Genomic DNA, 24,952 nt, shown 5'->3' on the forward strand with positions numbered 1-24,952 from the left:
ATTGATTGAAGGCGATCCCTCTGATGTTGCTAATCACCGACCTTATGCTGCGCGATATCGGTTTACATGCCGATGCGTCGGGTCGTGCCTGCATCGCCTCCAAATCCAAGAAACAGTCGCTCATTTGACCGGGGCGCGCTGTCCCGTCAGATGGGCTGACAGGACATGAGCGCTACGGACTTCCTCCCTTGCTTTCTTCCCTTCTGCACTTCTGGCGGTGACTCAATCGGTCAACCTTCAGGAGTCAGTACATGTCATCGTTTCAAGGGATCTGGGTTCCACTCGTTACACCTTTCCATAACGGCGCGATCGACTTTGTCGCACTTCGGCGGCTGGTCAGCCATCTGCTCGAAAGTGGCATCGACGGTATTGTGGTCTGCGGCACCACGGGCGAAGCAGCGGCGCTGAGCAAACGTGAGCAGTTGGATGTGCTGGATGCGGTGCTGGAACAGGTACCAGGACCGCAGGTGGTCATGGGGCTGGCCGGTAATAATCTGACCGAACTGCTGCACTTTCAGAGTGAAATCCTCAAGCGCCCGGTGGCAGGCTTGCTGGTTCCGCCGCCGTATTACATCCGCCCGTCCCAAGCGGGGCTCGAAGGGTTTTTCAACACCGTCGCCAATGCCTCAAGCGTTCCGATCATTCTCTATGACATCCCGTATCGCACCGGCGTGACCTTCGAACAAGCGACCTTGCTCAACATTGTCGAGCATGAGCGGATTGTCGCTATCAAGGATTGCGGCGGCAATCAGGCCAACACACTGGCCCTGCTGGCCAGTCAAAAAGTGGATGTGTTGTGCGGCGAAGACAACCAGCTATTCAGTGCATTGTGCCTCGGGGCATCTGGCGCAATTGCCGCCTCGGCACACATTCATCCCGAACTGTTCGTGGCGCTGTATCAGCAAATTCGCGATAACCAGCTGGCCGAGGGTCGTGCAACGTTCCTGCGATTAGTACCGTTGATTCACAGCCTGTTCATCGAACCCAATCCTGCTCCGGTGAAAGCCGCCCTGGCGCTTGCAGGCCTGATCCATGACGAATTGCGAGCGCCAATGCAGCGCAGCAGTGAAGCCATGAAGCTGCGTTTGCAAGGCGTAGTGAACGGGCTGAAAAACAGCGACTGCTAGATTGCCAACGACCCAGACCCAGTTATGGCCGCCCGGCACAGGGGCGGTCTTCAGGGGTTCATTTGATTTATCCCACTGCGCTCCACCAAAACCTGAAGAGGGGGACTTGTCAGGCGTCCTGCCCTTTTACCTGGCATATCCCATTGGCTCTGGCCTTACCTGTATACGAAACACTCGCCGAGCCGTCCGGATTGATCATCAATGAGATCGTGATACCGCTGCCCTTGGCCTCGAAATAGGTTTCACTGAACTTCTTCAGCCTGGCCTCTTTGCCGTTGATATAAATGGGGCCGCCACGATCCGCATGGACCTCAATGCCTCCAGGACAGGTTGCGTTAACCAAAGGAATCCCGGCCTGCGCAACGGTGGCAACAGATGCCAGAACAACCGCCAACAGTATGTGTTTCATTCAAGTAACTCCCTGACAGACCAAGCGCCCAAACCAAAGCGATACCTTACTTGAATAAAACACGCCACTGCACACGGTGTCTTCAATGTCCGTACACGCGCAATTGAGCTGCGATTTGTCTTCTACACTCTTTTTTGGCCATTTTTGGGTCAAGCCTGTGAAGGCGCACTATGGAAAGGGAGTAATAAAGATGGTTCGCAGAGTTTTGGCGGTTATGGCATTGGTGCTGCTGGCAGGGTGCGCCACTAACAGGGCAGAAGTGAGCGTGAATGTCTTGCCACCTGGCAATACACAGCCCCCTGCCCCCAGCAATGGCAAGAAGGTATACATCAGCGCCGTGGACAGTCGCGTTTTTCAGATCAAGCCTTCCAGCTTCGACATACCTTCGCTGAAATATGACGAGATTGACGACACGTCGATTACTGCGCGGGCGATTGCGCGCAAACGCAATAACTACAACATGGCCATTGGCGACGTGCTACTGCCTGAAGGGCATACGGTTTCAGAACTGGTGGGCGATGCTGTTGCCAGCGCTTACCGGCAGGCAGGCTATGAGGTGGTCAGCACTCGCGAAGCCCCGGATGTCAGTGAAGTGAAGGTCAACATCATTGAGTTCTGGTCATGGTATACGGCTGAAGGCGTGCTCGATAAGGTGCTGCGCAACAAGTCGTTGTTGCAGATAAAAACCGCAGGCGCACCTGAGCGTTCCCTGAAAACCCTGGTCAGCGAGAAGGTGAAAGTGGCCACGGATACCGACTGGAAGCACATTACCGAAGCTGGCCTTGAAGCCATAACCCAGGAGACCCTCAAGCAGCTTTGAGCGATGTGTCGAGCACAACACGTCAGAGGCCGTCCACTTCGCTTGAAATGGACGGCCTCCAGTCTGATGGATACAGGGATGACCGCAGCATGGGTGCGGCTCCTCCCGGCGCGCGAACTGCCCGTGCTTTGAGCCGTCGGGCAGCCTGAATAGATGTGATCAATGAACCAAAACCTTGAGTCATTGGCCTAGATTGGCAGGGAGTAGATTAACTCGAAGCTCAATGCTGAAGCCCATTGATCACTGCCCATTACCAAGGGCGGGTCCCAACAAGCAATCCGGGACTCCTGCTCGCTACACGTTCTCAAAGTGAACTCCTGAAATACGCTCTACGAACACACTCTTTTTACCAAGGGCCTTCGCTCGCGTCTAAGACCCCTTCTTCATATGCCCTATGCCCTATGCCCTTAAAAGTCTGCCGCTGCGCGGAAAACGCTGCTTGAATGGTGCCAAGGCCTCATGAATTCCCCTGCCTTCCATGATCTGCGAACAGGCTGGCCAGGCATATGACGTGCCTAAACCGTGGAAGCCGACCATCAGTGCCTTGAAGATACGGCACAGACCACCGTACAACTGCCCTCACACCTATGAGACAATACGCAATATGTCTGGCATGAACCCCCGCATTTATTTCCCAGCAGCTCGGCCATAACGTGCAGATGCTGCTGTCGACTTATGCGCGATGGATCAACTCAAGCTCAGATCGGAGTGAGCTTGAAGAGCTCCCAAAGGGGTCAATAATTGGTCCCGGTCCAAATTCGCGCTTTCTAAGCTATTGATAGGTAAAGTAATTGATCTCCACAGCAAATATCACGATGCAGTTCGGCGCAAAGCCGCTATTCGAGAACGTTTCAGTAAAATTTGGTGCAGGTAACCGTTATGGCCTGATCGGCGCCAACGGTTGCGGCAAGTCCACCTTCATGAAAATCCTCGGTGATGATCTTGAGCCGTCTGGCGGCCAGGTCATGCTGGAGCCGAACGTGCGTCTGGGTAAATTGCGCCAGGACCAGTTCGCTTACGAAGAATTCACCGTCATCGATACCGTGATCATGGGTCACGAAGAGCTGTGGAAGGTCAAGGCCGAACGCGACCGCATCTACTCGCTGCCAGAAATGACTGAAGATGACGGCATGGCCGTTGCCGAACTCGAAACCGAGTTCGCAGAAATGGACGGTTATACCGCCGAATCCCGTGCTGGCGAGTTGCTGCTGGGCCTGGGTATTGGCATCGAACAGCACAACGGTCCGATGAGCGAAGTATCGCCGGGCTGGAAGCTGCGTGTTCTGCTGGCTCAGGCGCTGTTCTCGGACCCTGAAGTCCTGCTGCTCGATGAACCGACCAACCACCTGGATATCAACACCATCCGCTGGCTGGAAAACATTCTGACCCAGCGCAACAGCCTGATGATCATCATCTCTCACGACAGGCACTTCCTGAACAGTGTCTGCACCCACATGGCTGACCTGGACTACGGCGAACTGCGTCTGTTCCCGGGCAACTATGACGAGTACATGACTGTCGCTACCCAGTCGCGCGAGCAGCTGCTGTCTGAAAACGCCAAGAAAAAGGCCCAGATCAACGAACTGCAAGCGTTCGTCAGCCGCTTCTCGGCCAACGCCTCGAAATCCAAGCAGGCCAGCTCCCGCGCCAAGGCGATCGACAAGATCACCCTGGCCGAGGTCAAGCCTTCGAGCCGTGTCAGCCCGTTCATTCGCTTTGAACAGAACAAAAAGCTGCACCGCCAGGCAGTCATTGTCGAGCAAATGGCCAAAGGCTTTGATGGCAAGATCCTGTTCAAGGACTTCAGCTTCACCGTTGAAGCCGGCGAACGCGTCGCGATCATTGGTCCGAACGGTATCGGTAAAACCACCCTGCTGCGCACCCTGGTCAACGAACTGACCCCGGATGCCGGTACTGTGAAGTGGACGGATGCCGCTGAGCTGGGCTACTACGCCCAGGACCATGCCCACGACTTCGAAGACGACATGACCCTGTTCGACTGGATGGGCCAGTGGACTCAAGGCGAGCAAATGGTACGTGGCACCTTGGGCCGCATGCTGTTCTCCAACGATGACATCCTCAAGTCGGTCAAGGTGATTTCCGGTGGTGAGCAAGGTCGCATGCTGTTCGGCAAGCTGATCCTGCAAAAAGCCAACGTGCTGATCATGGACGAACCGACCAACCACTTGGACATGGAATCCATCGAGGCGCTGAACCTGGCACTCGAGAACTACCCGGGCACCCTGGTATTCGTCAGCCATGACCGTGAGTTCGTATCCTCCCTGGCCACTCGTATCATCGAGTTGAGCCCAAGCGGCGTGATCGACTTCAGCGGTACATACGATGACTACCTGCGTAGCCAGGGCGTTGTGTTCTGATTTTAGACACCGCGAACGGCCCCTTGCTCTGGATGTGTAACAGCGCAACCTGAGCAGGACCCAAAACCAATGCCCCGACTCGTCGGGGCATTGGCGTTTCTGGCGCCTGAAAAAACCGCATCAGATGGACTGGCTAAGGGGCACACATCAAAGGCACGAATGTAAAACATACGCATATGCAAACAATTGCTATTTACACCTGCGAATAAATCTCTAGTATCGGGCCCTTGGCGTAGTCCGTTGTCAGACAACAAGCATTTCTAACTGCGAAATGTCTGACCAGCCGGCACTAGTATTCACCACTCGCAGGATCTATCTGATGCCCCGTCCTTATATCCCCTCGTTGACCGGTGCCCTGGCACTGGGCTTTTCTGCTGCAACCCTTGCAGCGACGGCCATTCCGGGCCCGTTGAATCTGGGTGAAGTGAAGATCAATGCCCAAAGTCTGATAACCGATAACGCCACCACCGAAGGCAGCGGCTCCTATACCACCGGCGCCATGAGCACGGCTGTCGGCCTGCCGCTGTCGATCCGCGAAACGCCGCAATCGGTCAGCGTCATCACCCGTCAGCGTATGGACGATCAGGGCATGAATGACCTCAACGATGTGGTCAAGTACGCACCGGGCATCACCCTGCGCAAGTTCGGCGGGGATCGCCAGCAGTTCCTCGCCCGCGGCTTTATCATCGACAACCTGATGTACGACGGCCTGCCCACCAGTCTCAGTACTTTTACCCTGGACACCATCGCCGGGGCGGACCTGGCCATGTATGACCGGGTGGAGGTCGTACGCGGCGCCACGGGCCTGATGAGCGGTGCCGGCAGCCCGTCAGCCACCCTGAATCTGGTGCGCAAGCGCCCTACTGCCACGCCGCAGGTCAGCATCACCACCAGCGCAGGGAGCTGGGATCGATACCGAACCGAAGTGGATGCGTCCAACAAGCTCAATGAGTCGGCAACCCTGAGGGGCCGTGTCGTAGCGGCCTATGAGGACGACAAAAGCTACATCGACGAGCGCGATAAACAGCGCCAGACGTTCTACGGCGTCATTGAAGCGGATCTGAGCGATGCAACCACCTGGACCCTTGGCGCCTCCAAGCAGCGCGACGACGCCACCTCCGACTGGGGCAGCCTGCCCGCCGGGCCAAATGGCGAAGACCTGCACTTGCCACGCTCGACCTTCCTGAGCAACGACTGGGCCTATTGGGATCGGGACAACGTCAGCCTGTTCACCGACCTCACCACCCGCTTCGACAACGGCTGGACCTCAAGACTGGCCTTCGCCAGGATCTGGGCCGAGTCCAACACCTTTTCCAGCTATTTGAGCGCAGCCAAGGGCGGCGGGTTTACCCAGTCCTCCGGCCAGTACGACACCACCGATGTACAGACCAACCTCGATGGCTCGCTCTCGGGTCCGTTCACCCTGTTTGGCCGCGAACATGAGCTGACGGTGGGTGCAAGCCGTCGTCAGGAAAAATTCGACCAGAAAGGCGGCTTCTGGGCCAAGGCGACCCCGATCGACATCTACAACTTCGACCCGGGTGTCATTCCCAAGCCGAACATTGCCGACCGCACCCCCTATCAAAGCCAGAACACCGCGACAGAAGAAGGCGTCTACGCCGCCGCTCGCTTCAACCCGTTCGATCCACTGCACGTGATCATCGGCTCCCGGTTGAGCTGGTACGAATACGACAACCGCTCGGGCACCGGCGATTACAAAGTCACTCAGCAAGTCACGCCGTATGCGGGCGTGGTCTATGACATCAACGACACTTACTCGGTCTATGCCAGCTACACCGAAATCTTCAAGCCACAAACCCAACAGGACGTCGCGGGTTCGGTGCTCAAACCGATGACCGGTGAAAGCTATGAAGTCGGGATCAAGGGCGAGTACTTCGACGGTGAACTGAACGCCTCCCTGGCACTGTTCGACATGACCCAGGAAAACCGCGCCTATGCCCTCGACACCCAGCCCGCCAGTTGCCTGGCCACCAACCGCACCTGCTATGAAGCCGCCGGGGAAGTTCGCAGCCGTGGCCTGGACGCGGAAATCAGCGGTGCCCTCACCCCTGACTGGCAGGCATCTGCCGCCTACACCCTGGTGTTGAGCCAGTACGTCAAGGACAAGGCATTCGACAAAGGCAACCTGTTCGCCCCCAACCAGCCCAAGCATTTGTTCAAGGCGGCCACCACTTACCACCTGCAAGGTGCGTTTGCCAAGGCACGCATTGGCGCCGATGTGCTCGCGCAAAGCGCTACCTATGGCCGGGTCGGCAACGGTCATGCCGAGCAGGACCCTTATGCGGTGGTGGGCTTGATGGCCGGCTATCGCCTGGATGAACACTGGGATGCACGGGTCAACCTGAACAACGTGCTGGATCAAAAATACTGGCAGGGTATCCCGACCGCCAGCGGCTCAGGCACTTACGGGGACCCGCGCAACCTGATGTTTTCGCTGAAATGGACGTTGTGACGCGCGAGCGCTGAGACCATTCACCCCGAGCCTGTGAGTGTGGAGGGCTGCCCCTCCACACTCACCCGCAAGGGGTTTGCTTGAGTGATCAACCCACGCAAAGCTCCACCTGGCCATCGCTCAAGCGTGCGGGCCACACACGCAAGCGTTGTTGCGGCGACTCCAGGCAATGGCCGTCCTCCAGTCGGTAATGCTGTTTGTAGATCGGCGACGCCACCACCAGCTCACCCTTGATCGTGCCAATCAGACCGCGGCCGATGACATTAGCCCCGGATTGCGGGTCATGGTTGTCAATGGCGTACAGGGATTTGCCCTCGTGTTGAGGCAGGTAAAAGAGCGCCACCTGCGCCCCTTCAAACCAGACCACCACACCGGAGTTGGTCACCAGGTCTTGCTCATTGCACACCGTTTTCCAGGTGGCCAGGTTTTGCCGGGTATTGGACTGGCTCATCACGCAATCTCCTCGATAACAGGAATAAGGTTAAGTTCGGCGGCCATGATCGGACGACGCTGGCCGCGCTCCTGGACAAAATGGATATCGGGGTCTGCACGCTTGTCGTTGACGAAGGTGCGAAAACGCTTGAGCTTTTCAGGGTCTTTGAGGGTGTTGGCCCATTCGCACTCATAGCGATCGACCACCATCTGCATCTGGGACTCAAGTTCGGCACCCAGGCCCAGACTGTCGTCGAGGATCACGGCTTTGAGGTAGTCCAGGCCACCCTCCAGGCTTTCGCGCCACACCGAAGTGCGTTGCAGCTTGTCCGCCGTGCGGATGTAGAACATCAGGAAGCGGTCGATGTAGCGAATCAGCGTGTCGTCATCCAGATCGGTGGCGAACAGTTCGGCGTGACGAGGACGCATGCCGCCGTTACCGGCGATATACAGGTTCCAGCCTTTTTCCGTAGCGATCACGCCAACATCTTTGCTTTGCGCTTCGGCGCACTCGCGGGTGCATCCGGAGACGGCGAACTTGAGCTTGTGCGGTGAGCGCAGTCCCTTGTAGCGGTCTTCGATCAACAGGGCCATTTTCACGCTGTCTTGTACACCGTAGCGGCACCAGGTACTGCCGACACAGGATTTAACCGTGCGGGTCGATTTGCCGTAGGCGTGTCCTGTTTCAAAACCGGCCTCGATCAGCTCACTCCAGATGTCCGGCAACTCATGCAACTGGGCGCCAAACAGATCGATACGCTGGCCACCGGTGATTTTGGTGTACAGGTCGTACTTCTTCGCCACCACGCCAATTGCGATCAGCTTGTCGGCCGTGATCTCGCCACCGGGGATGCGCGGTACTACGGAGTAAGTGCCGTTTTTCTGCATATTGGCCATGAACGTGTCATTGGTGTCCTGCAGCGGCACCAGCGAGGCATCCATGATCGGCTGGTTCCAGCACGACGCAAGTATCGACCCCACGGCCGGCTTGCAGACATCGCAACCGGTGTGGCCACGGCCATGGCTGGCCAGCAACTCTTCAAAGGTGGTCACGCCTTCTACGCGAACCAGGGCGTAAAGTTCCTGACGGGTATAGGCGAAGTGTTCGCACAGGCTCTTGTCGACAGTCACACCCCGGGCAATCAGCTCGTGCTCGAACACTTGCTTGAGTAAACCGGCGCAACCACCGCAGCCAGTGCAGGCCTTGGTCTGAGCCTTGAGCATGCCGAGGTCGCCGCAGCCGCCGTCAATGGCCGAACAGATGGCGCCTTTGGTGACGTTGTGGCAAGAACAGACCGTCGCCGACTCCGGCAGTGAACCCGGCCCCAGGGTGGGTGCGCCGGTAGACGACGGCAAAATCAGGCTGGCAGGTTCCGCTGGCAAGGCAATGCTGTTTTGCATGTATTGCAGCAAGGTGTCGTAGTAACTGTTGTCGCCGACCAGTACGGCACCGATCACATGCTTACCCGTGGCGTCGACCACCAGGCGCCGATAACTGGCCGTGGCCTCGTCGATAAACTGATAGCTGCGCGAACCCGGCATATGGCCGTGGGCGTCGCCAATGGAACCGACGTCTACGCCCAGCAGTTTGAGTTTGGTCGACATGTCCGCGCCGATAAACGGCTCAGCGGCCTGATCACACAACACGGCCGCCACCCCCCGGGCCATCTGGTAACCCGGCGCCACCAGACCGAACACACTGCCGTTCCAGGAAGCGCACTCGCCGATGGCATAGATGTTCGGATCGCTGCTCAAGCACTCGTCGTTGATCACCACACCGCCGCGCGGGCCTATCTCCAAAGCTGCCTGACGGGCCAGGCCATCCTGGGCGCGGATACCGGCCGAGAAGACAATCAGGTCGGTTTCAAGAAACTCGTCATTGGCGAAGTTCATGCGATAGCGATACTGCTCGCCAGCGCTGATCGACTGGGTGGCGCGCGACAGGTGGACGCCGACCCCCAGCCGTTCGATTTGCGTCTTGAGTGCCAGGCCGCCGAAGTCATCCAGTTGCACCGGCATCAGGCGCGGTGCGAATTCGACAACATGGGCTTCCAGGCCCAGGCTTTTGAGCGCGTTGGCCGCCTCAAGGCCCAGCAAGCCACCGCCCACCACCACGCCACGTCGGGCATTGGTTGCCGCAGCCCGTATGGCGTCGAGGTCTTCAAGGGTTCGATACACCAGGCGTGAGTCCCCCTCGGCCCCTTCAATCGGCGGCACAAAGGGATAAGACCCGGTGGCCAGCACCAATTTGTCGTACGGCACGCTGCCTTGCGCAGTGATCACCTCACAACGGGCGCGATCGATTTCCAGTACGGGGACACCCAAGTGCAACGTGACACCGGGCGTCTGGTAGAGCGACGCTTCTGACAGTGCCAGCGACTCGGCATCGCGACCGGTGAAGTATTCAGACAGGTGCACCCGGTCATAGGCCCGCATGGGCTCCTCGCTGAACACATGCAGTCGGTAGTGATCCAGCGCGCCCCGCGCGATCAACTGCTCGACACAATGATGTCCGACCATGCCATTGCCCACTACGACCAGGGTTTTCACGTTGTTCAACACGGCAACATTGGAGTTCATATAAAGCACCCGCCAAAGCCCATCACAGTTATTAAAAAGCAAAAAAAAACGCCTGAAACCTTACGGTTCCAGGCGTCTTTGCCTGTTCTTATGCGGGGTTAAATCGGGCTGCTTCGCCTGACCCACCGCTGTTGCCCATGACCTGTACGGCCTGTCGATCGTCGTTGACCGAGGGGGCTGTCCACTCTAATGCCTCGCCGGTGGACCTGAATCAGGACTTGCAGTCTTTGTGCCAGACCGGGATGGGCCTTGTCACAACGCAGTTTTAAGGCACAACGATCACTGTGAGCAGCGACAGTTTCGCCTCCAACTGGTGCGCTCCAGCGTTCTAGCGCGATGTAAACGTGCAATTTTTCATGGCGATGAACGGGCGCCAATCGAGCCAGCACATACGCCATGAGTGCGATGTTTATTGCATTATCGGCGCTGCGGGCCGGGCGTTACGCTCCTCGCGCCGATCAAACTTGGCGTTCTGCTCTTTCGATCTGCGGTCAGTGAAGGCACAATGCGCATCCTTTTTTGGCTGGCCATGCCGCAGGCGCCTCGAAATGATCAAAACACCGTACTACCTGATTGATAAACAAAAGCTGCTGGCGAACATGCAGAAGATCGCCTACGTACGCGAGCAGTCCGGGGCCAAGGCCCTGCTGGCACTCAAGTGCTTCGCCACCTGGTCGGTGTTCGACCTGATGCAGCAGTACATGGACGGCACCACGTCGTCGTCGCTGTATGAACTCAAGCTCGGTCGACAGAAGTTCGCCGGCGAGACCCACGCCTACAGCGTGGCCTGGGCCGACGACGAAATCGAAGAGATGCTCGAGAACAGCGACAAGATCATCTTCAACTCCATCGGCCAGTTGCAGCGCTATGCCCAGGCCTCTGCCGGCAAAGTGCGCGGTCTGCGGGTCAACCCGCAGGTGAGCAGCTCCGACTACCTGTTGGCCGACCCCGCTCGTCCGTTCAGCCGCCTGGGCGAATGGGACCCGGTGAAGATCGAGCAGGTCATCGACCAGATCTCGGGCTTCATGTTCCACAACAACTGCGAGAACGGTGACTTCGGCCTGTTCGACAAGATGCTGTGCACCATCGAAGAACGCTTCGGCGATCTGCTGCACAAGGTTGAATGGGTCAGCCTGGGTGGCGGTATCCACTTCACCGGTGACGACTATGCACTGGATGCTTTCTGCGCGCGCCTCAAGGCCTTCTCGCAAAAGTACGGCGTGCAGGTCTATCTGGAACCTGGCGAAGCTGCCATCACCCAGAGCGCCTCGCTGGAAGTGACCGTGCTCGACACGCTCTACAACGGCAAGCACCTGGCGGTCGTAGACAGCTCCATCGAAGCCCACATGCTCGATCTGCTGATCTATCGCCTGAACGCCAAGCTGGCCCCAAGCGAGGGTGAACACACCTATATGGTGTGCGGCAAGTCATGCCTGGCCGGAGACATTTTCGGCGAGTATCCATTTGATCGTCCGCTGGCCATCGGCGATCGGCTGTCGTTTATCGACGCAGCGGGTTACACCATGGTCAAGAAAAACTGGTTCAACGGTCTGAAAATGCCGTCCATCGTAGTGAAACAACTCGACGGTACAGTCGAAGTGGTTCGCGAGTTTGATTTCAACGACTACCTGTCCAGCCTCTCGTAATCTGGCAGAAGGGAGATTTAAACAAATTGAAGAAAAACGTTCTTATCATTGGTGCAGGAGGTGTCGCCAAGGTGGTGGCCCACAAGTGCGCGCAGCACAACGATGAACTTGGTCGTATCGCTATCGCGTCGCGCAACATCTCCAAATGCCAGGCCATCATCGACAGCGTCATCGCCAAGGGCAGCCTCAAGCAGCCCGCCGACATCAAAGCCTTCTCGCTGAACGCTCTGGATGTCGAAGCGACCAAGGCGCTGATTCTGGAAACCGAATCGCAGATCGTCATCAACGTCGGCTCTGCCTTCCTCAACATGTCGGTGCTGCGTGCCTGCATCGATACCGGCGTGGCCTATCTCGACACCGCCATTCACGAAGAGCCGGGCAAGGTCTGCGAAACGCCGCCCTGGTATGGCAACTACGAGTGGAACCACATCGAGGAGTGCAAAGCGAAAAACATCACCGCCATCCTCGGCGTAGGCTTCGACCCGGGTGTGGTCAACGCTTATGCAGCTCTGGCGCAGCAACAGTATTTCGACCGCATTGATTCGATCGATATTCTCGACGTCAATGCCGGTTCCCACGGCAAGTATTTCGCCACCAACTTCGACCCGGAAATCAACTTCCGCGAGTTCACCGGGCAGGTCTGGAGCTGGCAGAACAGCCAGTGGACCAGCAATAGCATGTTCGAAGTCAAGCGTACCGACGATCTGCCGGTCGTGGGCGAGCAGAACCTGTACCTGACCGGTCATGACGAGGTTCATTCCCTGTCGAAGAACCTCGACGTACCAAACGTGCGTTTCTGGATGAGTTTCGGCGAGCACTACATCAATGTGTTCACGGTGCTCAAGAACCTGGGCCTTCTCTCCGAACAGCCGGTCAAGACCGCTGAAGGCCTGGAAGTCGTGCCACTCAAACTGGTCAAGGCCGTGCTGCCTGATCCGAGCTCGCTTGCCCCCGGCTACACGGGCAAGACCTGCATCGGTGATCTGGTCAAGGGCACCAAGGATGGTCAGCCGCGCGAGGTGTTCATCTACAACGTCGCCGACCACGAGGACGCCTTTGCCGAGACTGACAGCCAGGGCATTTCCTATACCGCCGGTGTACCTCCGGTGGCAGCAGCCTTGCTGGTCGCTCGCGGCGAGTGGGACGTAAAACGCATGGTCAACGTCGAAGAACTGCCAGCAGAGCCGTTCCTCAAGGCGCTGGACGTGATGGGCCTGCCGACTCGTATCAAGGATGAGAACGGCGATCGTCCCTGGAACTGATGCCTGATTGACAGGTAGTGTGTGTTTTACGCTTTAGCCAATGCCCCGAGGTGTCGGGGCATTGGCTTTTTGCTTTCTGAGGTTATCGTTAGCCTGCTTTCATTTCTTCTGAAGCCGAGCCATGATGCGGGTCTAAGACCGTCAGCCGGATTCACCGTCTATGCCTGCGCAACAACCCCACGTCGAGAGTTCCCTGTCGGTCACGCTGCAAATCCTTTCGATCGTGTTCTACACCTTCATCGCGTTCATTTGCATCGGCTTGCCGATAGCCGTATTACCCGGTTATGTCCACGACCAACTGGGTTTCAGTGCCGTAATCGCAGGCCTGACCATTGCTTCGCAATACCTGGCAACCTTGCTCAGCCGCCCTTTCGCCGGACGCCTGGTGGACAGCCTCGGCACCAAGCCCGCCATCGTGTATGGCCTGATCGGGATTGCCATCAGCGGCGTACTCACCTCCCTGGCCGTCGCGCTGCAAGGCTGGCCACTGCTTAGCCTGTGCATTTTGATTGCCGGACGGATTTTCCTGGGCATTGCCCAAGGCTTGATCGGCGTCGGTACGATCAGCTGGGGGATCGCTCAGGTCGGATCCCAACACACCGCCCGGGCGATTGGCTGGAACGGCATTGCGTCCTATGGCGCCATCGCCATCGGTGCCCCGCTGGGTGTCGTGATGATCGACCAGCTGGGTTTTTTCAGTTTGGGGGTGACGCTGTTACTGCTGGCACTGTTTGCCTTGCTGCTTATTCGTAAAAAACCTTCGATTCCGGTGATCAGCGGCGTGCGCCTGCCCTTCTGGTCGGTGTTCGGCCTGATCGCACCGTATGGCATCAGCCTGACACTGGCCTCCATTGGCTATGGCACCCTGACCACCTTCATTACCTTGTTTTACATCGACCGCGGTTGGGTCGGAGCCGCTTATTGCCTGTCGGTGTTCGGCGTGTGCTTTATCCTGGCGCGCCTGATTTTCACCAACAGCATCAGCCGTTTTGGCGGCTACACCGTGGCGATTGTCTGCATGACGATCGAAACGGTCGGCCTGACATTATTGTGGCTGGCGCCCTCCGAGGCATATGCCCTGACAGGCGCCGGCCTGACCGGTTTTGGCCTGTCATTGGTGTACCCGGCGCTGGGCGTGGAGGCGGTCAAGCGGGTGCCGGTCTCCAGCCGGGGCGCGGGCTTGAGTGCCTATGCGGTGTTTTTCGATCTGGCCCTCGCCATCGCGGGCCCGATCATGGGCGCCATCGCGTTGAACATGGGGTACCCGTGGATTTTCTTCAGCGCCGCAGTCATGTGCTGCGTGGGCTTGCTGCTGAGCGTGACCCTGTCGCGTCGCGCAAACGGCTAGATCAGTGGTCGGCAGTGCGAAACCCCGTGCGCTGGCGGACTTGCAGGGTCTTGCTGAAAAACCGTCCCGCCTCATAAATCAGATCACGGTGCACATCCTCGCGGTCGACCCCCTGCGCGTCGGTGCATAGACCGGGCATTGCGCCCATTTGCTCGTCGGTGCAAGGCGCCATGAACACGAAATGCCCGGCACCAGGAATCACCTTGAACTCAGGCTCCACTGGCAGCTTGCGCGCAAGGGCGTCGGCATTTTTGTCCGGGAACACCAGCTTGTCGTTGTCGCCGCTGTACAGCAGCACCGGCACATGCACATCGGCCAGGGTTTGCCGGCCAAACATCAGGCTCAAGGGGGCCATCAGCAGCAGTGCATGAACCCGAGGATCGGCAACGGGCACAAGGTCATCACGATCGGCGATCAGCTCGCCTTTTGTCGTACAGGCATCACGGTCCTCAGGTCGCTCCTGGCAGTAGCGGCGCAGGCGATCCAGATCAGGCTGGGCTCCGGAAAGAATCAACGCCGTTTCGCCGCCAGCCGAATAACCGATGACCCCCACCTGATCGTCATGCACGTACGGTGACAGCTCGCGATCCGCCAGCGTGGCAGTGATGGCGGCCGATATCTGCATCGGCCGTCCGTAGAGGTTGCTCAGGGTACCCAGACGGCTGTGGTCTTTGTAGTTGTCACCCGGGTGCAACACCGCCACCACCACAAACCCCTTGCGCGCCAATGACGTGGCCAGATCGTGCAGGGCCAGCGGGGTTCCGGTGTTGCCATGGGACAACATCAACAGCGGGTAATGGCCCATGGCGATTTTGGCTTCTTCAGTCGCCTCGACTTCATAACCGCCCATTCTGGTCAGCCCCCGGGCTTCATTGGACGGATAAAAGGCGATAGCGCGCATGGGCTGCTCGTCCAGAGGGTCGAGAAAACTCAAGCGATGAAAGCCCACGCCCCATTGCATGGCAGGTTCGGCCTGCACCAGGACGGGGCAACATGCCAGGAGTAAAACCAGTGCCGCATTGAGACGTATCATGGAGGCTCACCTTTAATGGCGCGTAGCTTGAAACCGGACATGCAGGACGTCTATCCACAGACTCTGCATAACCCAAGCCAAACGCAAAAAAACTCCGTACTCCGGTCTTTGAAGACATCCAGAGTACAGAGTTTAGTCGGTGAAACCGTCCAGATTACTTACGCTGCGCTGAACAGATCCTGGTTAATGTGCGCCTGGGCATCGTTCATGGCCTTGGTGCGAACTTCGTCGCCATAGGCCAGGCCGTGGGCGCGAACAAACTCGACATCGGTGATGCCCATGAAGCCCAACATCACTTTCAAATAGTCTTCATGGGCAACGCCCGTGGCCTGGCCAGCATGCAGACCGCCCGAGGTCGACACCACGATCACCTTTTTATTGCCGCACAGGCCTTGCGGGCCAGCTTCGGTGTAACGGAAGGTCTGACCGGCAACGGCAATGCGGTCGATCCAGGCCTTGAGCTGGGTAGGAATGGTGAAGTTGTACATCGGCGCCGCAATCACTACCGCGTCAGCGGCCAGGAACTGCGCAAGGGTATCGGCACTCAATTGGGCTTCATGTTTCTGTGCCGCATCACGCAGCTCAGCCGGTGTGCCCGCCGCCACCAGGGTTGCGGCCGAGAAATGCTCAATGGCCTCTGCAGCCAGATCGCGATAGCTCACCTCAACGTCCGGGTCGGCAGCCTGCCAGGCCTTGACCACTTCACGGCTCAACTGACGCGAAGCCGAGTTGTCGCCCAGAATGCTCGAATCGATATGCAACAGTTTCATGTGTGATCTCCAAATGAGGACCGCTACTGGGCGATCTGATGAAGTAGATGCTACCGATGAAAGTAATCGACGATAAGTTAGCCATCGTGCGATAGTTCGTCCCATCCATAGGACAGTGAGCCCGTCATGCAAGACCTCAATGACTTGTATTACTTCGCCAAGGTGGTCGAAGCCGGTGGCTTTGCCGCTGCGGGTCGATTGCTGGGGATTCCGAAGTCGCGCCTGTCGCGCAGGGTGGCCGAGCTTGAAGAGCGCCTTGGCGCCCGCCTGCTGCAGCGTACTACCCGCCAACTCAAGCTCACGGCCGTGGGTGAGCGCTACCTGCGTCACTGCCAGGCCATGTTGCTTGAGGCCGAAATGGCCGACGAGGCAGTGGCCAGCATGTCCAGCGAGCCGCGAGGCCGCCTGCGCGTATCGTGCCCTGTGGGCCTGGCTCACGAGTTCATGCCCGGCGTGATCAGTTCGTTTCTGCAGGCCTACCCGCTTGTGCAGCTGGAAGTCAGCCTGCTCAACCGTCGCGTTGATCTGGTCACTGAAGGCATTGATGTCGCCTTGCGCGTGCGTGAAGAAGGCGATGAAGACCCGTTACTGGTCACGCGGCGTTTGCGCCAGGCCCGCACCGTGATGGTGGCCAGCCCCGGATTTGCCCGCCAGTGGCCGGTCAATACCCCGGAAGACTTGAAAAACGTGCCGCTGCTGGGTGCCCTTGAACCTGATCGCATGGTTCATCTGCGCATGCTCGACGAACAGGGCAAGGCCAGCAACCTGGTACTGGAAGCGCGCCTGGGCATTGATGATTTTGTGGTGCGCAAAGCCTGCACCCTGGCCGGTCTGGGCTTTACCGTACTGCCCATGATGTATTGCGAACAGGAACTGCTGGACGGGCAGCTGGTTCAAATCCTGCCCTCCTGGACCCTGCCAGGGGGCTGGCTGCATGCGGTTTACCCCCACCGACGCGGGGTGATGCCTGCCGTCAGGGCCTGGATTGACCATTTGGTCGAATCATTCGAAAGGTGTGGAGACAAACTGCTATGAGCCAGATGACCCAACATGACGTAGCCCAATTCTGTCACAGCCTGCCGGGCGTTCAGGAAGTGGTGCAATGGGGAGGCGTTCAGGTGTTTTATGTCGACCAGAGGAAGATGTTCGCCCTGCTCAATCTGAACCGCGACGGGCTCTCGTTCAAGGTCGAGAAAGAATTGTTTCTGGGCTATGTCGATCGTCCGGGCATACGCCCGTCGCCGTATCTGGCGCGGGCGTACTGGATCAACATGCAAGCGCCCTACCCGATGGGCGCTGCAGAACTGCAAGACCTGTTGCGCCGCTCCCACCAACTGGTGGTCGCCAAGCTGGCAAAAAAACGTCAGATCGGTTTATTGCTTTAATCGCTACAGGTTCGCAAAGGTCATTTTCACGAACAGAACGTCAATCCAGATCACCTGGTGCAAAGCGAAGGACATACGCTGGGCATGCCTGGCCGTAAGGGCGAAATCCCTATATCAGTTGGATTCGAATGCCGGACATGTTCTCGAAACACCTGTTTTTTGGAGAGCAACGCTGCTCGAGTGTGGGAGCGGGCTTGCTCGCGAGGGTCGTTAACGATGACGCGTATTGACTGAGTCAATTCGGCGTTCTGAAGACCATCGCGAGCAAGCCCGCTCCCACAGAGGCAGAAATCGTTTAAGTGAATAACATTGGGGTCTGCGGCCGGGATCCAGATGATTTCTATGCCACCACCAAAGTCGGCCGCCAGTTGCTCGCCACGTAGCTCAGCTTTGATCACCGGGACGTTCAGCCATTGCGATATTCGCGGTTTGGCAAGCAGTGCCGCGCTTTAATAGTGCGTGTTTAACAGTGCTAACCGCTGCACTTGGTGCTTTTTACCATGGGAAAATTTCCCGCACGCGAGAGCTGATAGTTCTCACGTTCGGAAAAAATCATTCTTTGAAACCGGGCAGACCATTGGCAGCTCGCCATTCTTTGATAGTTTTGGTGATCCCTTCGGCAGACGTGTCGGCTCCCGGCTCAGGGTGATAAATCAAGTCCGCCCCACTTGGGTGTCCAATAATCTGTCTGAAATGGAACAGAAGCTCGTCGTCACGATTACCGGTTGGTGTTGCATCCTCCCGAAAAAGCTCCTCCAAAAACTCGACAAACTCATTTTCGGTGTAATCGGGAAGACTGTTTTTGATATACGGATCGCTCATACTTTTCATCCTTAAATGTTGTGCACTTCGATATGATTTTTCGGCGTATTAACCCGTAAATTATCGACGTTGTAGACCTCGCCGCCTTCCGAAATTTGCTCGACATGATGTATGTCGTGAGACTGCCGTTTACCAACCATATCGATCTCGCGAGCACGCGGTGCACCGCCGCCCCTCATACGAACAAGGTCTTTTGGCGAAAACTGTTCACTCAAATTTGGATCTCTCGATACAGCCACCCAAAACGCCCGGCGGAACGAATCAAAGCTCGAAAATTTCCGACCTCGAAGCGTATCAGCAATACTTGTCGGAATCGGCGCCCCAAGTCCTGCCCGAGCATGGTCGAGCCATGCTCCCGGAGCGTCTTCCCCCACCCCGGTAACAACACCTGGCTCACCTCGACGCACACTCAGCGACAGGTAGATTGGCGCGATTTGCGGCTGGCTCGGAAACCAGATAATCGCATCCTGATAATCCGGTGGGTACGCGGGGTTAATCAAGATCTGGTCAGCTTTCTCGCCCGGTGGATACACCCACACAGCAGGCTTCATCGTGACGCCTTCGAGCGCCGGAATCCCCAGCACGGCGTTGGGGTCTGCGGCCGGTGTCCAGATGATTTCTATGCCACCGCCAAAATCCGCCACCAGTTGCTCGCCACGTGGCTCGGCCTTGATCACCGGGACGCTCTGCCATTGTGGTTGGCCCCCGGTATAAAACCCGTACAGGTCGACTGAGCCGTCGGGCAGGTGTTTAACCGTTACCCGTGCCCGCGTATTGCCCCTGGGTCAACTCGGCATATTGCGCGGACGAATAGAACGCACTGTCGGGCGAGGTCGTGTTCGGCATCAGCGCCGCCACAACGATTGACAGGTTGGCGGGCACCACCGCCGCAAGGGTTCCGCCCAGGCGACTGGCCAAGGCCGTAGCACTGGCGGAGCCACCAATCCACTCCAGGGCTGTGGCGCCTGCCGTCATCGCGGTGCTCGAGCCGAGCACCGCGTAAGTTCCGTACTGTTTCAGCGACTCCACCGGTATAAAACCCGGGTGATTCGTCACGCCATCCGGCAGTGCGCAGGACTTCGCAAAAACGTAGCCCGCCTGCTTGCCCTCTACCTTTCTCTGGGCCGCTTCCCAGCGTTCATCAGCGTCCCGGTCGTTCTTTTCGTTCGCGGCCACCGCTCTGGCCCAAGCGGCCTGCGCCGCCTCGGCTTTTTCTTGGCTGTCATCAAACGCTGGAATGGGTAACGAGTCCGGAGTGTCTTTAAATCCGTATTTGTTTTGGTACATCAACGCTCCATGTCTTCTAAAGAAGACTAGGGCAACGCCAGGCTATACCTCATCAATGACTTGCACGGCGAGGAAGATCTGAAAACGTCAGATCGGTTTATTGCTTTAATCGCTACAGGTTCGCAAAGGTCATTTTCACGAACAGAACGTCAATCCAGATCACCTGGTGCAAAGCCACGATCAGCCAGAAAAACACCTGGTAAGACACCTTGCGGGTTTTGTGGCGAAACACCTGTTGCGCCACCAAGGCTCCCGGCCATCCGCCCAGTAGCTCAACCCCGTGCAGCACATTTTCCGGGGTGCGCCACTGGCCAGTCCTGGCCTGCTGCTTGTCGTACCAATACAGGCCAAACGCAAGAACGCTGGCAACTGCATAGGCCAGCAAGGGCAACCGGCTGCCCCCGGTGAGCAGTACATTCACCGAACCGCCCAGTGGCAATGCACAGAGCAGCGCCAATATCGCCAGCTTGAGTTTCAAGCCGCGAATCGGCGCCCCCTGGCGCTCACGCATACCGGCATGCTCGCGCCGGTCCTTGACCTTGGTTTTCACGCCGAAGCCGCAGACCAGTCGATCCAGCCGAACTGCCAGGTGGCCAGAATCAGCAAGCCAAACCCGATGCGATACCAGGCGAACACGGCATAACTGTGGTTCGAAATGAACTTCAGCAATGCCCGTACCGCGATCATGGCGAAGATAAACGAGGTCACAAAACCAATCGCGAACACTGGCAAGTCGTCAGGCTGGAACAGATGACGGTACTTGTAGCCCGAGTACACCGCCGCACCGACCATGGTTGGCATGGCCAGGAAGAATGAAAACTCGGTCGCCGCCTTGCGGGACAAGCCAAACAGCAGGCCGCCGATAATGGTCGAGCCCGAGCGCGAAGTGCCTGGAATCATCGCCAGACATTGCGCAAAGCCGATTTTCACCGCGTCTTTCCAGGTCATGTCGTCCACTGTTTCGGCACGAATCACGTGTTGGCGACGCTCAGCCCACAACATGATCACACCGCCCACCACCAATGCCGTGGCAACGGTAATCGGGTTGAACAGGTACTCGTGAATCACATCGGCAAAAATCACCCCCAGCACCACCGCAGGCATCACCGCGATGATCAGGTTGGTGGTAAAGCGGCGCGCCTCTGGTTTAGTGGGTAAACCGATGACAACGTCGATGATCTTGCGACGAAATTCCCAGACAACAGCCAAAATGGCGCCCAGCTGGATGATGATGTTGAACGCCATCGCCCGCTCGCCGCCGAAGTTCAGCAAGTCGGCCACGATAATCTGGTGACCGGTGCTTGAGATCGGCAAAAACTCCGTCAAGCCCTCAACGACGCCAAGTATCAACGCCTGAGCGGCAGTCCAAAGATCCATTATTCCCCCATAAAGCCCTGCCTCATGCAGAGCTGATTAGTCTTGATTAAGTGTTTGCCACCGCTGCCCTGAAGTGGGTTACAGGTGCGACATGTTCCCCAGAACGGTGTGAAAAAACTGTCAGAAATCAATAAAGATGAAGCTTTGCCAATTTCGGCCGAGATCCTATCAGACACGTTCTACTTTCGCTGCTATGACATGACTTCGGTTTCGTCTGACAGGCAAGTCTGAAAAAAGTTGTTCTGCGAAACACCACAAGAAGAAAAACAGGAGTGAACATTCATGAATACCCTGCGCGGGTTGTCCATCAGCCGTCGTTTATGGCTGATTCTGATCGTTGCAATGGCGATGCTGCTGGCGTTGGGCTTATTGATGCTAAAGCAGATACATGACGATTTGTATGAAGGCAAAGCCCAGAAGACCCAACATGTGGTGCAGGCCGCCAGTGGCGTGCTCAGCTACTACCACGGCCTGGAGACGGCCGGCAGCTTGAGCCGTGAAGCGGCACAGCAGCAGGCTCTGAGCGTGATCAGCACACTGCGCTACGACAATGACGACTATTTCTGGATCAACGACCTGCGCCCGTACATGGTCATGCACCCCACCAACCCCAAGCTCGACGGCAAGGACCTGTCCGCCATCAAGGACCCGGACGGCTTCGGGATTTTTAACGAAATGGCACACCTGGCCAAAACCAGGGGCGCGGGCATGGTTGACTACCGCTGGCCAAAACCCGGCGCGCAAGATCCGGTGCAAAAAACCTCCTATGTGCAATTGTTCGAGCCTTGGGGCTGGGTCATCGGCTCTGGCGTCTACATCGACGACATGCAGGCCGAATTTCGCGCCCAGGCCTGGAAAGCCAGTTGGGCAGGCCTTGGCATAGCGCTGGTCATGGCGCTGCTGGTCACCCTCATTGCCCGCAGCATTGTGCGACCGCTGCAAGAGGCAGTGCAGGCCATGGCCAATATTGCCAGCGGTGAAAGCGACCTGACCCGTAGCCTCGATACCCACGGCCGGGATGAAGTCACCCTCCTGGCACAGCATTTCAATGCCTTTACCGCCAAGCTGCGCAATGTGATCAGCCATCTGCAGTCCACCGCCACCGCACTTGAGCAGTCGTCCACTGAGCTGGGCAATGACGCGACTGACGCCCAGCAGCGCAGCCAGCAGCAGGCCCTGCAAATGGATCAGGTCGCCACGGCAATCAACGAAGTGACGTACGCCGTGCAAGAGGTGGCCAAAAACGCCGAGCATGCTGCCGGCGAAATGCGCGGCGCCCAGTCCCAAGCCGAGCTTGGCCAGCAAAACATTGACAGCAGCCTGCAACAGATCGACCAACTGTCCGGCACCATCAATCAGGCCGTCGACGTCATCCGGACCCTGGCCACGCAAAGCAGCGAAATCGGCAGCGTGCTTGAGGTGATCCGCTCGATTGCCGAACAAACCAACCTGCTGGCGCTCAACGCTGCCATCGAAGCGGCCCGCGCAGGCGAGCAAGGGCGTGGCTTTACCGTTGTGGCCGACGAGGTCCGGCTGTTGGCCCAGCGCACGCAAAAATCCACGGCCGAAATCCAGACCATGATCGAAGGCTTGCAGAAGCACTCCGAAGCCGCGGTCAATGTCATCGGCACGAGCAGCCGGGCCTCTCAACTGACCATCGAACAGGCCACCCAGGCCGGGCAAAGCCTGACCAGCATTGGCCATGCACTGAACAATCTCAACGATCTCAATGCATCCATTGCCAGCGCCACGCTGCAACAGGCCCACGTGGTGGAAGACATCAACCAGAACGTGACCCAGGCAGCCCAACTGTCCCAGGGCACCGCCCAGGCGGCAGAGCAGTCGAGCGCCGCCAGTGCCCACCTCAAGGAATTGAGCGTGCAGCTCAATGGGCTACTGCGCCAGTTCAGGGTGTGAAAGCAGAGGCAGGCTGCACACGTGCAGCCTGCCTCGCCTCAAGCAATCACAATGTCGCTGCCCGCCAGCGAGGCCAGCCCGACGCCAACCAGCGTCACCGAGTCATTGCCAAAGCTCAGGACGGTGTCGTGCCCCGAAGCACTGGCGTGGGCCCGATAGTCGGTGTTGTACCCGCCATCAACCCCCAGAAACAGCAGCGTGTCGGTAGCCTGATAACCCACCAGCGTGTCGTTGCCGAAATGCCCGCTGAAGACGAAGGTATTGATCCCGCCCCCGGACTCCAGCAGGTCATTGCCCGCGCCACCGACAAACACATCGTTGCCCCGCGAACCGATCAGATGATCGTTGCCGCCCTGCCCCAGTAACCAGTCGCCGTGCTCACCGGCCTTGAGCGTGCTGTCCCCGGACCCGGCCTTCACCGCGCCGGTGTAATCACTGCGGTTATTGCCGGACCACAAGCCGTCATCGGCAACCCGATGGACCACGGTTTTGCTCATCCCCAGCCAGCCTGGCTCTTGCGTGGCCAACAGGTTGATATCCCGGGCAATGCTGATCCCGCCGTGCTCATCGCGTACATAGAGGGTGCCGTGCCCGTCATTGACGACTTCCACGTGACTCATGGCCTGTTGCAGGTCCAGGGTATTGATGCCTTTACCGCCCAGAATGATGTTATGGCCCCCACTGTCCCGAAAAGTGTCATTGCCTTCACGCCCTTCCAGGAAGTCATTGCCGCGCCCGCCCTGAATCAGGTCGTTGCCGTCGCTGCCAATAATGAACGTGCTGCCCTTGTGGGGCTCGGCGTTGCGATTCAGGTCCTGAACCCAGGTGTTTTCCCGTGCCGGGTTCGACAGGTTGGCAACCACGATGGTCGAATCCTTACCCGTCAGCTCATAGAACGCAGAGTCAAGAATCCGCGTCATCCCGCTTTCGTAACCGCTGGGTAAATGGGTGACCCAGGTCGAGACATTGGCGATCGAAAAGGGCATGAGGTTCCACGCAGTGGACGCGTAGTGATCGTTGAAACTCACAATATTGTTGGTGGCTGACGGTTGATGCGCGTCGTGTACCCCCAGGGAAGACAGATTGAAGTCCGAGCCATCCAGAGCGCGGAATACCGGGTCGTTCTCGTAGCCGATATTCAACACGCTGGACGTGGTTTCGCTCTGTGTAGGCGAAGCAAAGGCGATGTAACGAGCATCACGGTAGAAACCCGACCAGTGATCGCTGCTCAAATCGGCCAGGCTATTGACCGCCAGTCCGCCCAGACTATGGCCACTCACCAGCACGTCCTTGCCGGCCAACCCCTGGGCACCGGCAAAGGCGGCCACTTTTCCCAGTAGCGAGTCGAACGCATTGGCGCTGTAGTTTTTGGCGTAATCCCCAGGCCCGACAGCGGCCAGCAAATCGCTGATGGCATCGCCAATGGAGTCCGTGATCAGCGATTCCCGTGGCCCGCTGGTGCCGCGAAAACCGATGCCAATGGCAGTCAACTGGCCATCGGCACCGTATTTACCGAGGATCTCCACTTGAGCCGTGCCATAGCCGGCTTTTTCACCGAAGAAGGTGCCGCGCTGATCAACCTTGCCCGCGTAACCCAGCTGCTCGGCACTGATGGGGGTCCAGCCGGCTTTTTCGACGGCCTCGCGGGCGAGTTTTTCCGAATCCGGGTTCCAGGGAATCCCCGGCACCACTCCCTGTGAGTCGGTCCCGCCTAGCACGGCCTTGACCAGCGTGGCGGGGAGCCCGGTGCCCATGCCGTTTTTCTGGTAACCCACGGCAAAGCCGTTGTCGAGGTTGTGATAACTGTAAAGCGTGATAGCCAGCGCATCTTTAACGAGCGCCGTTGAAACGTTTGATCCCACATCCATATAGTCAAAAATCGCCAT

21 protein-coding genes and 1 pseudogene are annotated in these 24,952 nt (G+C 57.9%); 11 read left to right on the plus strand and 11 right to left on the minus strand.

Translation table 11 applies throughout. The annotated features are described in order from the left end of the window. Nucleotides 1-251: 251 nt before the first annotated feature. Entirely contained in the window at nt 252-1,127 is an 876-nt protein-coding gene (gene dapA, locus AACY07_RS16685) for a 4-hydroxy-tetrahydrodipicolinate synthase (protein ID WP_339476226.1), read from the plus strand. Between the two features lie 109 nt (nt 1,128-1,236). Here the strand turns inward: dapA and AACY07_RS16690 are convergent, their stop codons facing one another. Beyond that, complete coding sequence (locus AACY07_RS16690; protein ID WP_339476229.1) at nt 1,237-1,536, minus strand: hypothetical protein; 300 nt, start codon at nt 1,534-1,536, stop codon at nt 1,237-1,239. A gap of 190 nt (nt 1,537-1,726) precedes the next feature. Between AACY07_RS16690 and AACY07_RS16695 the strand changes: the two genes are divergently transcribed. The 3 genes from AACY07_RS16695 to AACY07_RS16710 all read left to right on the plus strand — a co-directional run bounded on the left by AACY07_RS16695 (nt 1,727) and on the right by AACY07_RS16710 (nt 7,207). Continuing rightward, nucleotides 1,727-2,356, plus strand: a complete 630-nt coding sequence (locus tag AACY07_RS16695; RefSeq protein WP_339476230.1) for a flagellar biosynthesis protein — start codon at nt 1,727-1,729, stop codon at nt 2,354-2,356. 791 nt (nt 2,357-3,147) lie between these two features. After that, nucleotides 3,148-4,734: an ABC-F family ATPase gene (locus AACY07_RS16705; protein ID WP_133078041.1), complete on the plus strand. Its 1,587-nt coding sequence runs from the start codon at nt 3,148-3,150 to the stop codon at nt 4,732-4,734. Between the two features lie 319 nt (nt 4,735-5,053). Then, on the plus strand, nt 5,054-7,207 hold the full coding sequence (locus tag AACY07_RS16710; RefSeq protein ID WP_339476232.1) for a TonB-dependent siderophore receptor: 2,154 nt from the start codon (nt 5,054-5,056) through the stop codon (nt 7,205-7,207). Between the two features lie 88 nt (nt 7,208-7,295). Here the strand turns inward: AACY07_RS16710 and nirD are convergent, their stop codons facing one another. Together nirD and nirB are read right to left on the minus strand one after the other, a co-directional pair. Beyond that, nucleotides 7,296-7,658: a nitrite reductase small subunit NirD gene (nirD, locus tag AACY07_RS16715; RefSeq protein ID WP_133078040.1), complete on the minus strand. Its 363-nt coding sequence runs from the start codon at nt 7,656-7,658 to the stop codon at nt 7,296-7,298. Continuing rightward, nucleotides 7,658-10,219 carry a nitrite reductase large subunit NirB gene (gene nirB, locus AACY07_RS16720; RefSeq protein ID WP_339476233.1) on the minus strand — a complete coding sequence of 854 codons (2,562 nt, stop codon included), beginning with the start codon at nt 10,217-10,219 and terminating at the stop codon, nt 7,658-7,660. The genes nirD and nirB overlap by 1 nt, the downstream gene beginning before the upstream one ends. A gap of 548 nt (nt 10,220-10,767) precedes the next feature. Here nirB and AACY07_RS16725 point away from each other — a divergent pair. The 3 genes from AACY07_RS16725 (at nt 10,768) to AACY07_RS16735 (ending at nt 14,475) form a co-directional block, all read left to right on the plus strand. After that, entirely contained in the window at nt 10,768-11,865 is a 1,098-nt protein-coding gene (locus tag AACY07_RS16725; protein ID WP_133078038.1) for a carboxynorspermidine decarboxylase, read from the plus strand. A 26-nt stretch (nt 11,866-11,891) separates the two neighbouring features. Beyond that, the gene (locus AACY07_RS16730; protein WP_133078037.1) at nt 11,892-13,127 is read left to right on the plus strand and encodes a saccharopine dehydrogenase family protein; all 1,236 of its coding nucleotides are present in this window, start codon (nt 11,892-11,894) and stop codon (nt 13,125-13,127) included. A gap of 160 nt (nt 13,128-13,287) precedes the next feature. Beyond that, entirely contained in the window at nt 13,288-14,475 is a 1,188-nt protein-coding gene (locus AACY07_RS16735; protein ID WP_326427714.1) for an MFS transporter, read from the plus strand. Nucleotide 14,476: 1 nt separating this feature from the next. Here the strand turns inward: AACY07_RS16735 and AACY07_RS16740 are convergent, their stop codons facing one another. Then, nucleotides 14,477-15,508 (minus strand): alpha/beta hydrolase family protein, encoded by a 1,032-nt coding sequence (locus AACY07_RS16740; protein ID WP_339476234.1) that lies wholly within the window; start codon nt 15,506-15,508, stop codon nt 14,477-14,479. 158 nt (nt 15,509-15,666) lie between these two features. After that, nucleotides 15,667-16,278: an FMN-dependent NADH-azoreductase gene (locus AACY07_RS16745; protein WP_339476235.1), complete on the minus strand. Its 612-nt coding sequence runs from the start codon at nt 16,276-16,278 to the stop codon at nt 15,667-15,669. Nucleotides 16,279-16,404: 126 nt separating this feature from the next. On the opposite strand from AACY07_RS16745, the gene AACY07_RS16750 reads away from it, so the two are divergent. Both AACY07_RS16750 and AACY07_RS16755 read left to right on the plus strand, forming a co-directional pair. Next, complete coding sequence (locus AACY07_RS16750; RefSeq protein ID WP_133078034.1) at nt 16,405-17,313, plus strand: LysR substrate-binding domain-containing protein; 909 nt, start codon at nt 16,405-16,407, stop codon at nt 17,311-17,313. 5 nt (nt 17,314-17,318) lie between these two features. After that, nucleotides 17,319-17,663 (plus strand): MmcQ/YjbR family DNA-binding protein, encoded by a 345-nt coding sequence (locus tag AACY07_RS16755; RefSeq protein ID WP_339476281.1) that lies wholly within the window; start codon nt 17,319-17,321, stop codon nt 17,661-17,663. Nucleotides 17,664-18,215: 552 nt separating this feature from the next. Here the strand turns inward: AACY07_RS16755 and AACY07_RS16760 are convergent. From AACY07_RS16760 to AACY07_RS16780, 5 genes are all read right to left on the minus strand, one after another. Continuing rightward, a complete protein-coding gene (locus AACY07_RS16760; protein ID WP_339476237.1) occupies nt 18,216-18,485 on the minus strand; it encodes a bacteriocin immunity protein in 270 nt (89 codons plus the stop codon). An 11-nt stretch (nt 18,486-18,496) separates the two neighbouring features. Continuing rightward, nucleotides 18,497-19,231, minus strand: coding sequence for an S-type pyocin domain-containing protein (locus tag AACY07_RS16765; RefSeq protein WP_339476284.1), 735 nt, complete (start codon nt 19,229-19,231; stop codon nt 18,497-18,499). A gap of 4 nt (nt 19,232-19,235) precedes the next feature. Then, entirely contained in the window at nt 19,236-19,772 is a 537-nt protein-coding gene (locus AACY07_RS16770) for a hypothetical protein (RefSeq protein ID WP_339476238.1), read from the minus strand. A 112-nt stretch (nt 19,773-19,884) separates the two neighbouring features. Beyond that, nucleotides 19,885-20,283 carry a DUF1294 domain-containing protein gene (locus tag AACY07_RS16775; protein ID WP_339476286.1) on the minus strand — a complete coding sequence of 133 codons (399 nt, stop codon included), beginning with the start codon at nt 20,281-20,283 and terminating at the stop codon, nt 19,885-19,887. Nucleotides 20,284-20,318: 35 nt separating this feature from the next. Next, nucleotides 20,319-21,149, minus strand: coding sequence for an undecaprenyl-diphosphate phosphatase (locus tag AACY07_RS16780; RefSeq protein ID WP_133078033.1), 831 nt, complete (start codon nt 21,147-21,149; stop codon nt 20,319-20,321). A gap of 372 nt (nt 21,150-21,521) precedes the next feature. Here AACY07_RS16780 and AACY07_RS24310 point away from each other — a divergent pair. Together AACY07_RS24310 and AACY07_RS24315 are read left to right on the plus strand one after the other, a co-directional pair. Further along, nucleotides 21,522-22,208: pseudogene (locus AACY07_RS24310) on the plus strand (cache domain-containing protein); the annotation flags it as partial. A 123-nt stretch (nt 22,209-22,331) separates the two neighbouring features. After that, nucleotides 22,332-23,066 (plus strand): methyl-accepting chemotaxis protein, encoded by a 735-nt coding sequence (locus tag AACY07_RS24315; RefSeq protein ID WP_445261389.1) that lies wholly within the window; start codon nt 22,332-22,334, stop codon nt 23,064-23,066. Nucleotides 23,067-23,104: 38 nt separating this feature from the next. On the opposite strand, the gene AACY07_RS16790 is transcribed toward AACY07_RS24315, so the two are convergent. After that, complete coding sequence (locus tag AACY07_RS16790; protein WP_339476242.1) at nt 23,105-24,952, minus strand: polyurethane esterase; 1,848 nt, start codon at nt 24,950-24,952, stop codon at nt 23,105-23,107.

The sequence above is a fragment of the Pseudomonas sp. RL_5y_Pfl2_69 genome (assembly GCF_963970465.1).
GTDB lineage: Bacteria > Pseudomonadota > Gammaproteobacteria > Pseudomonadales > Pseudomonadaceae > Aquipseudomonas.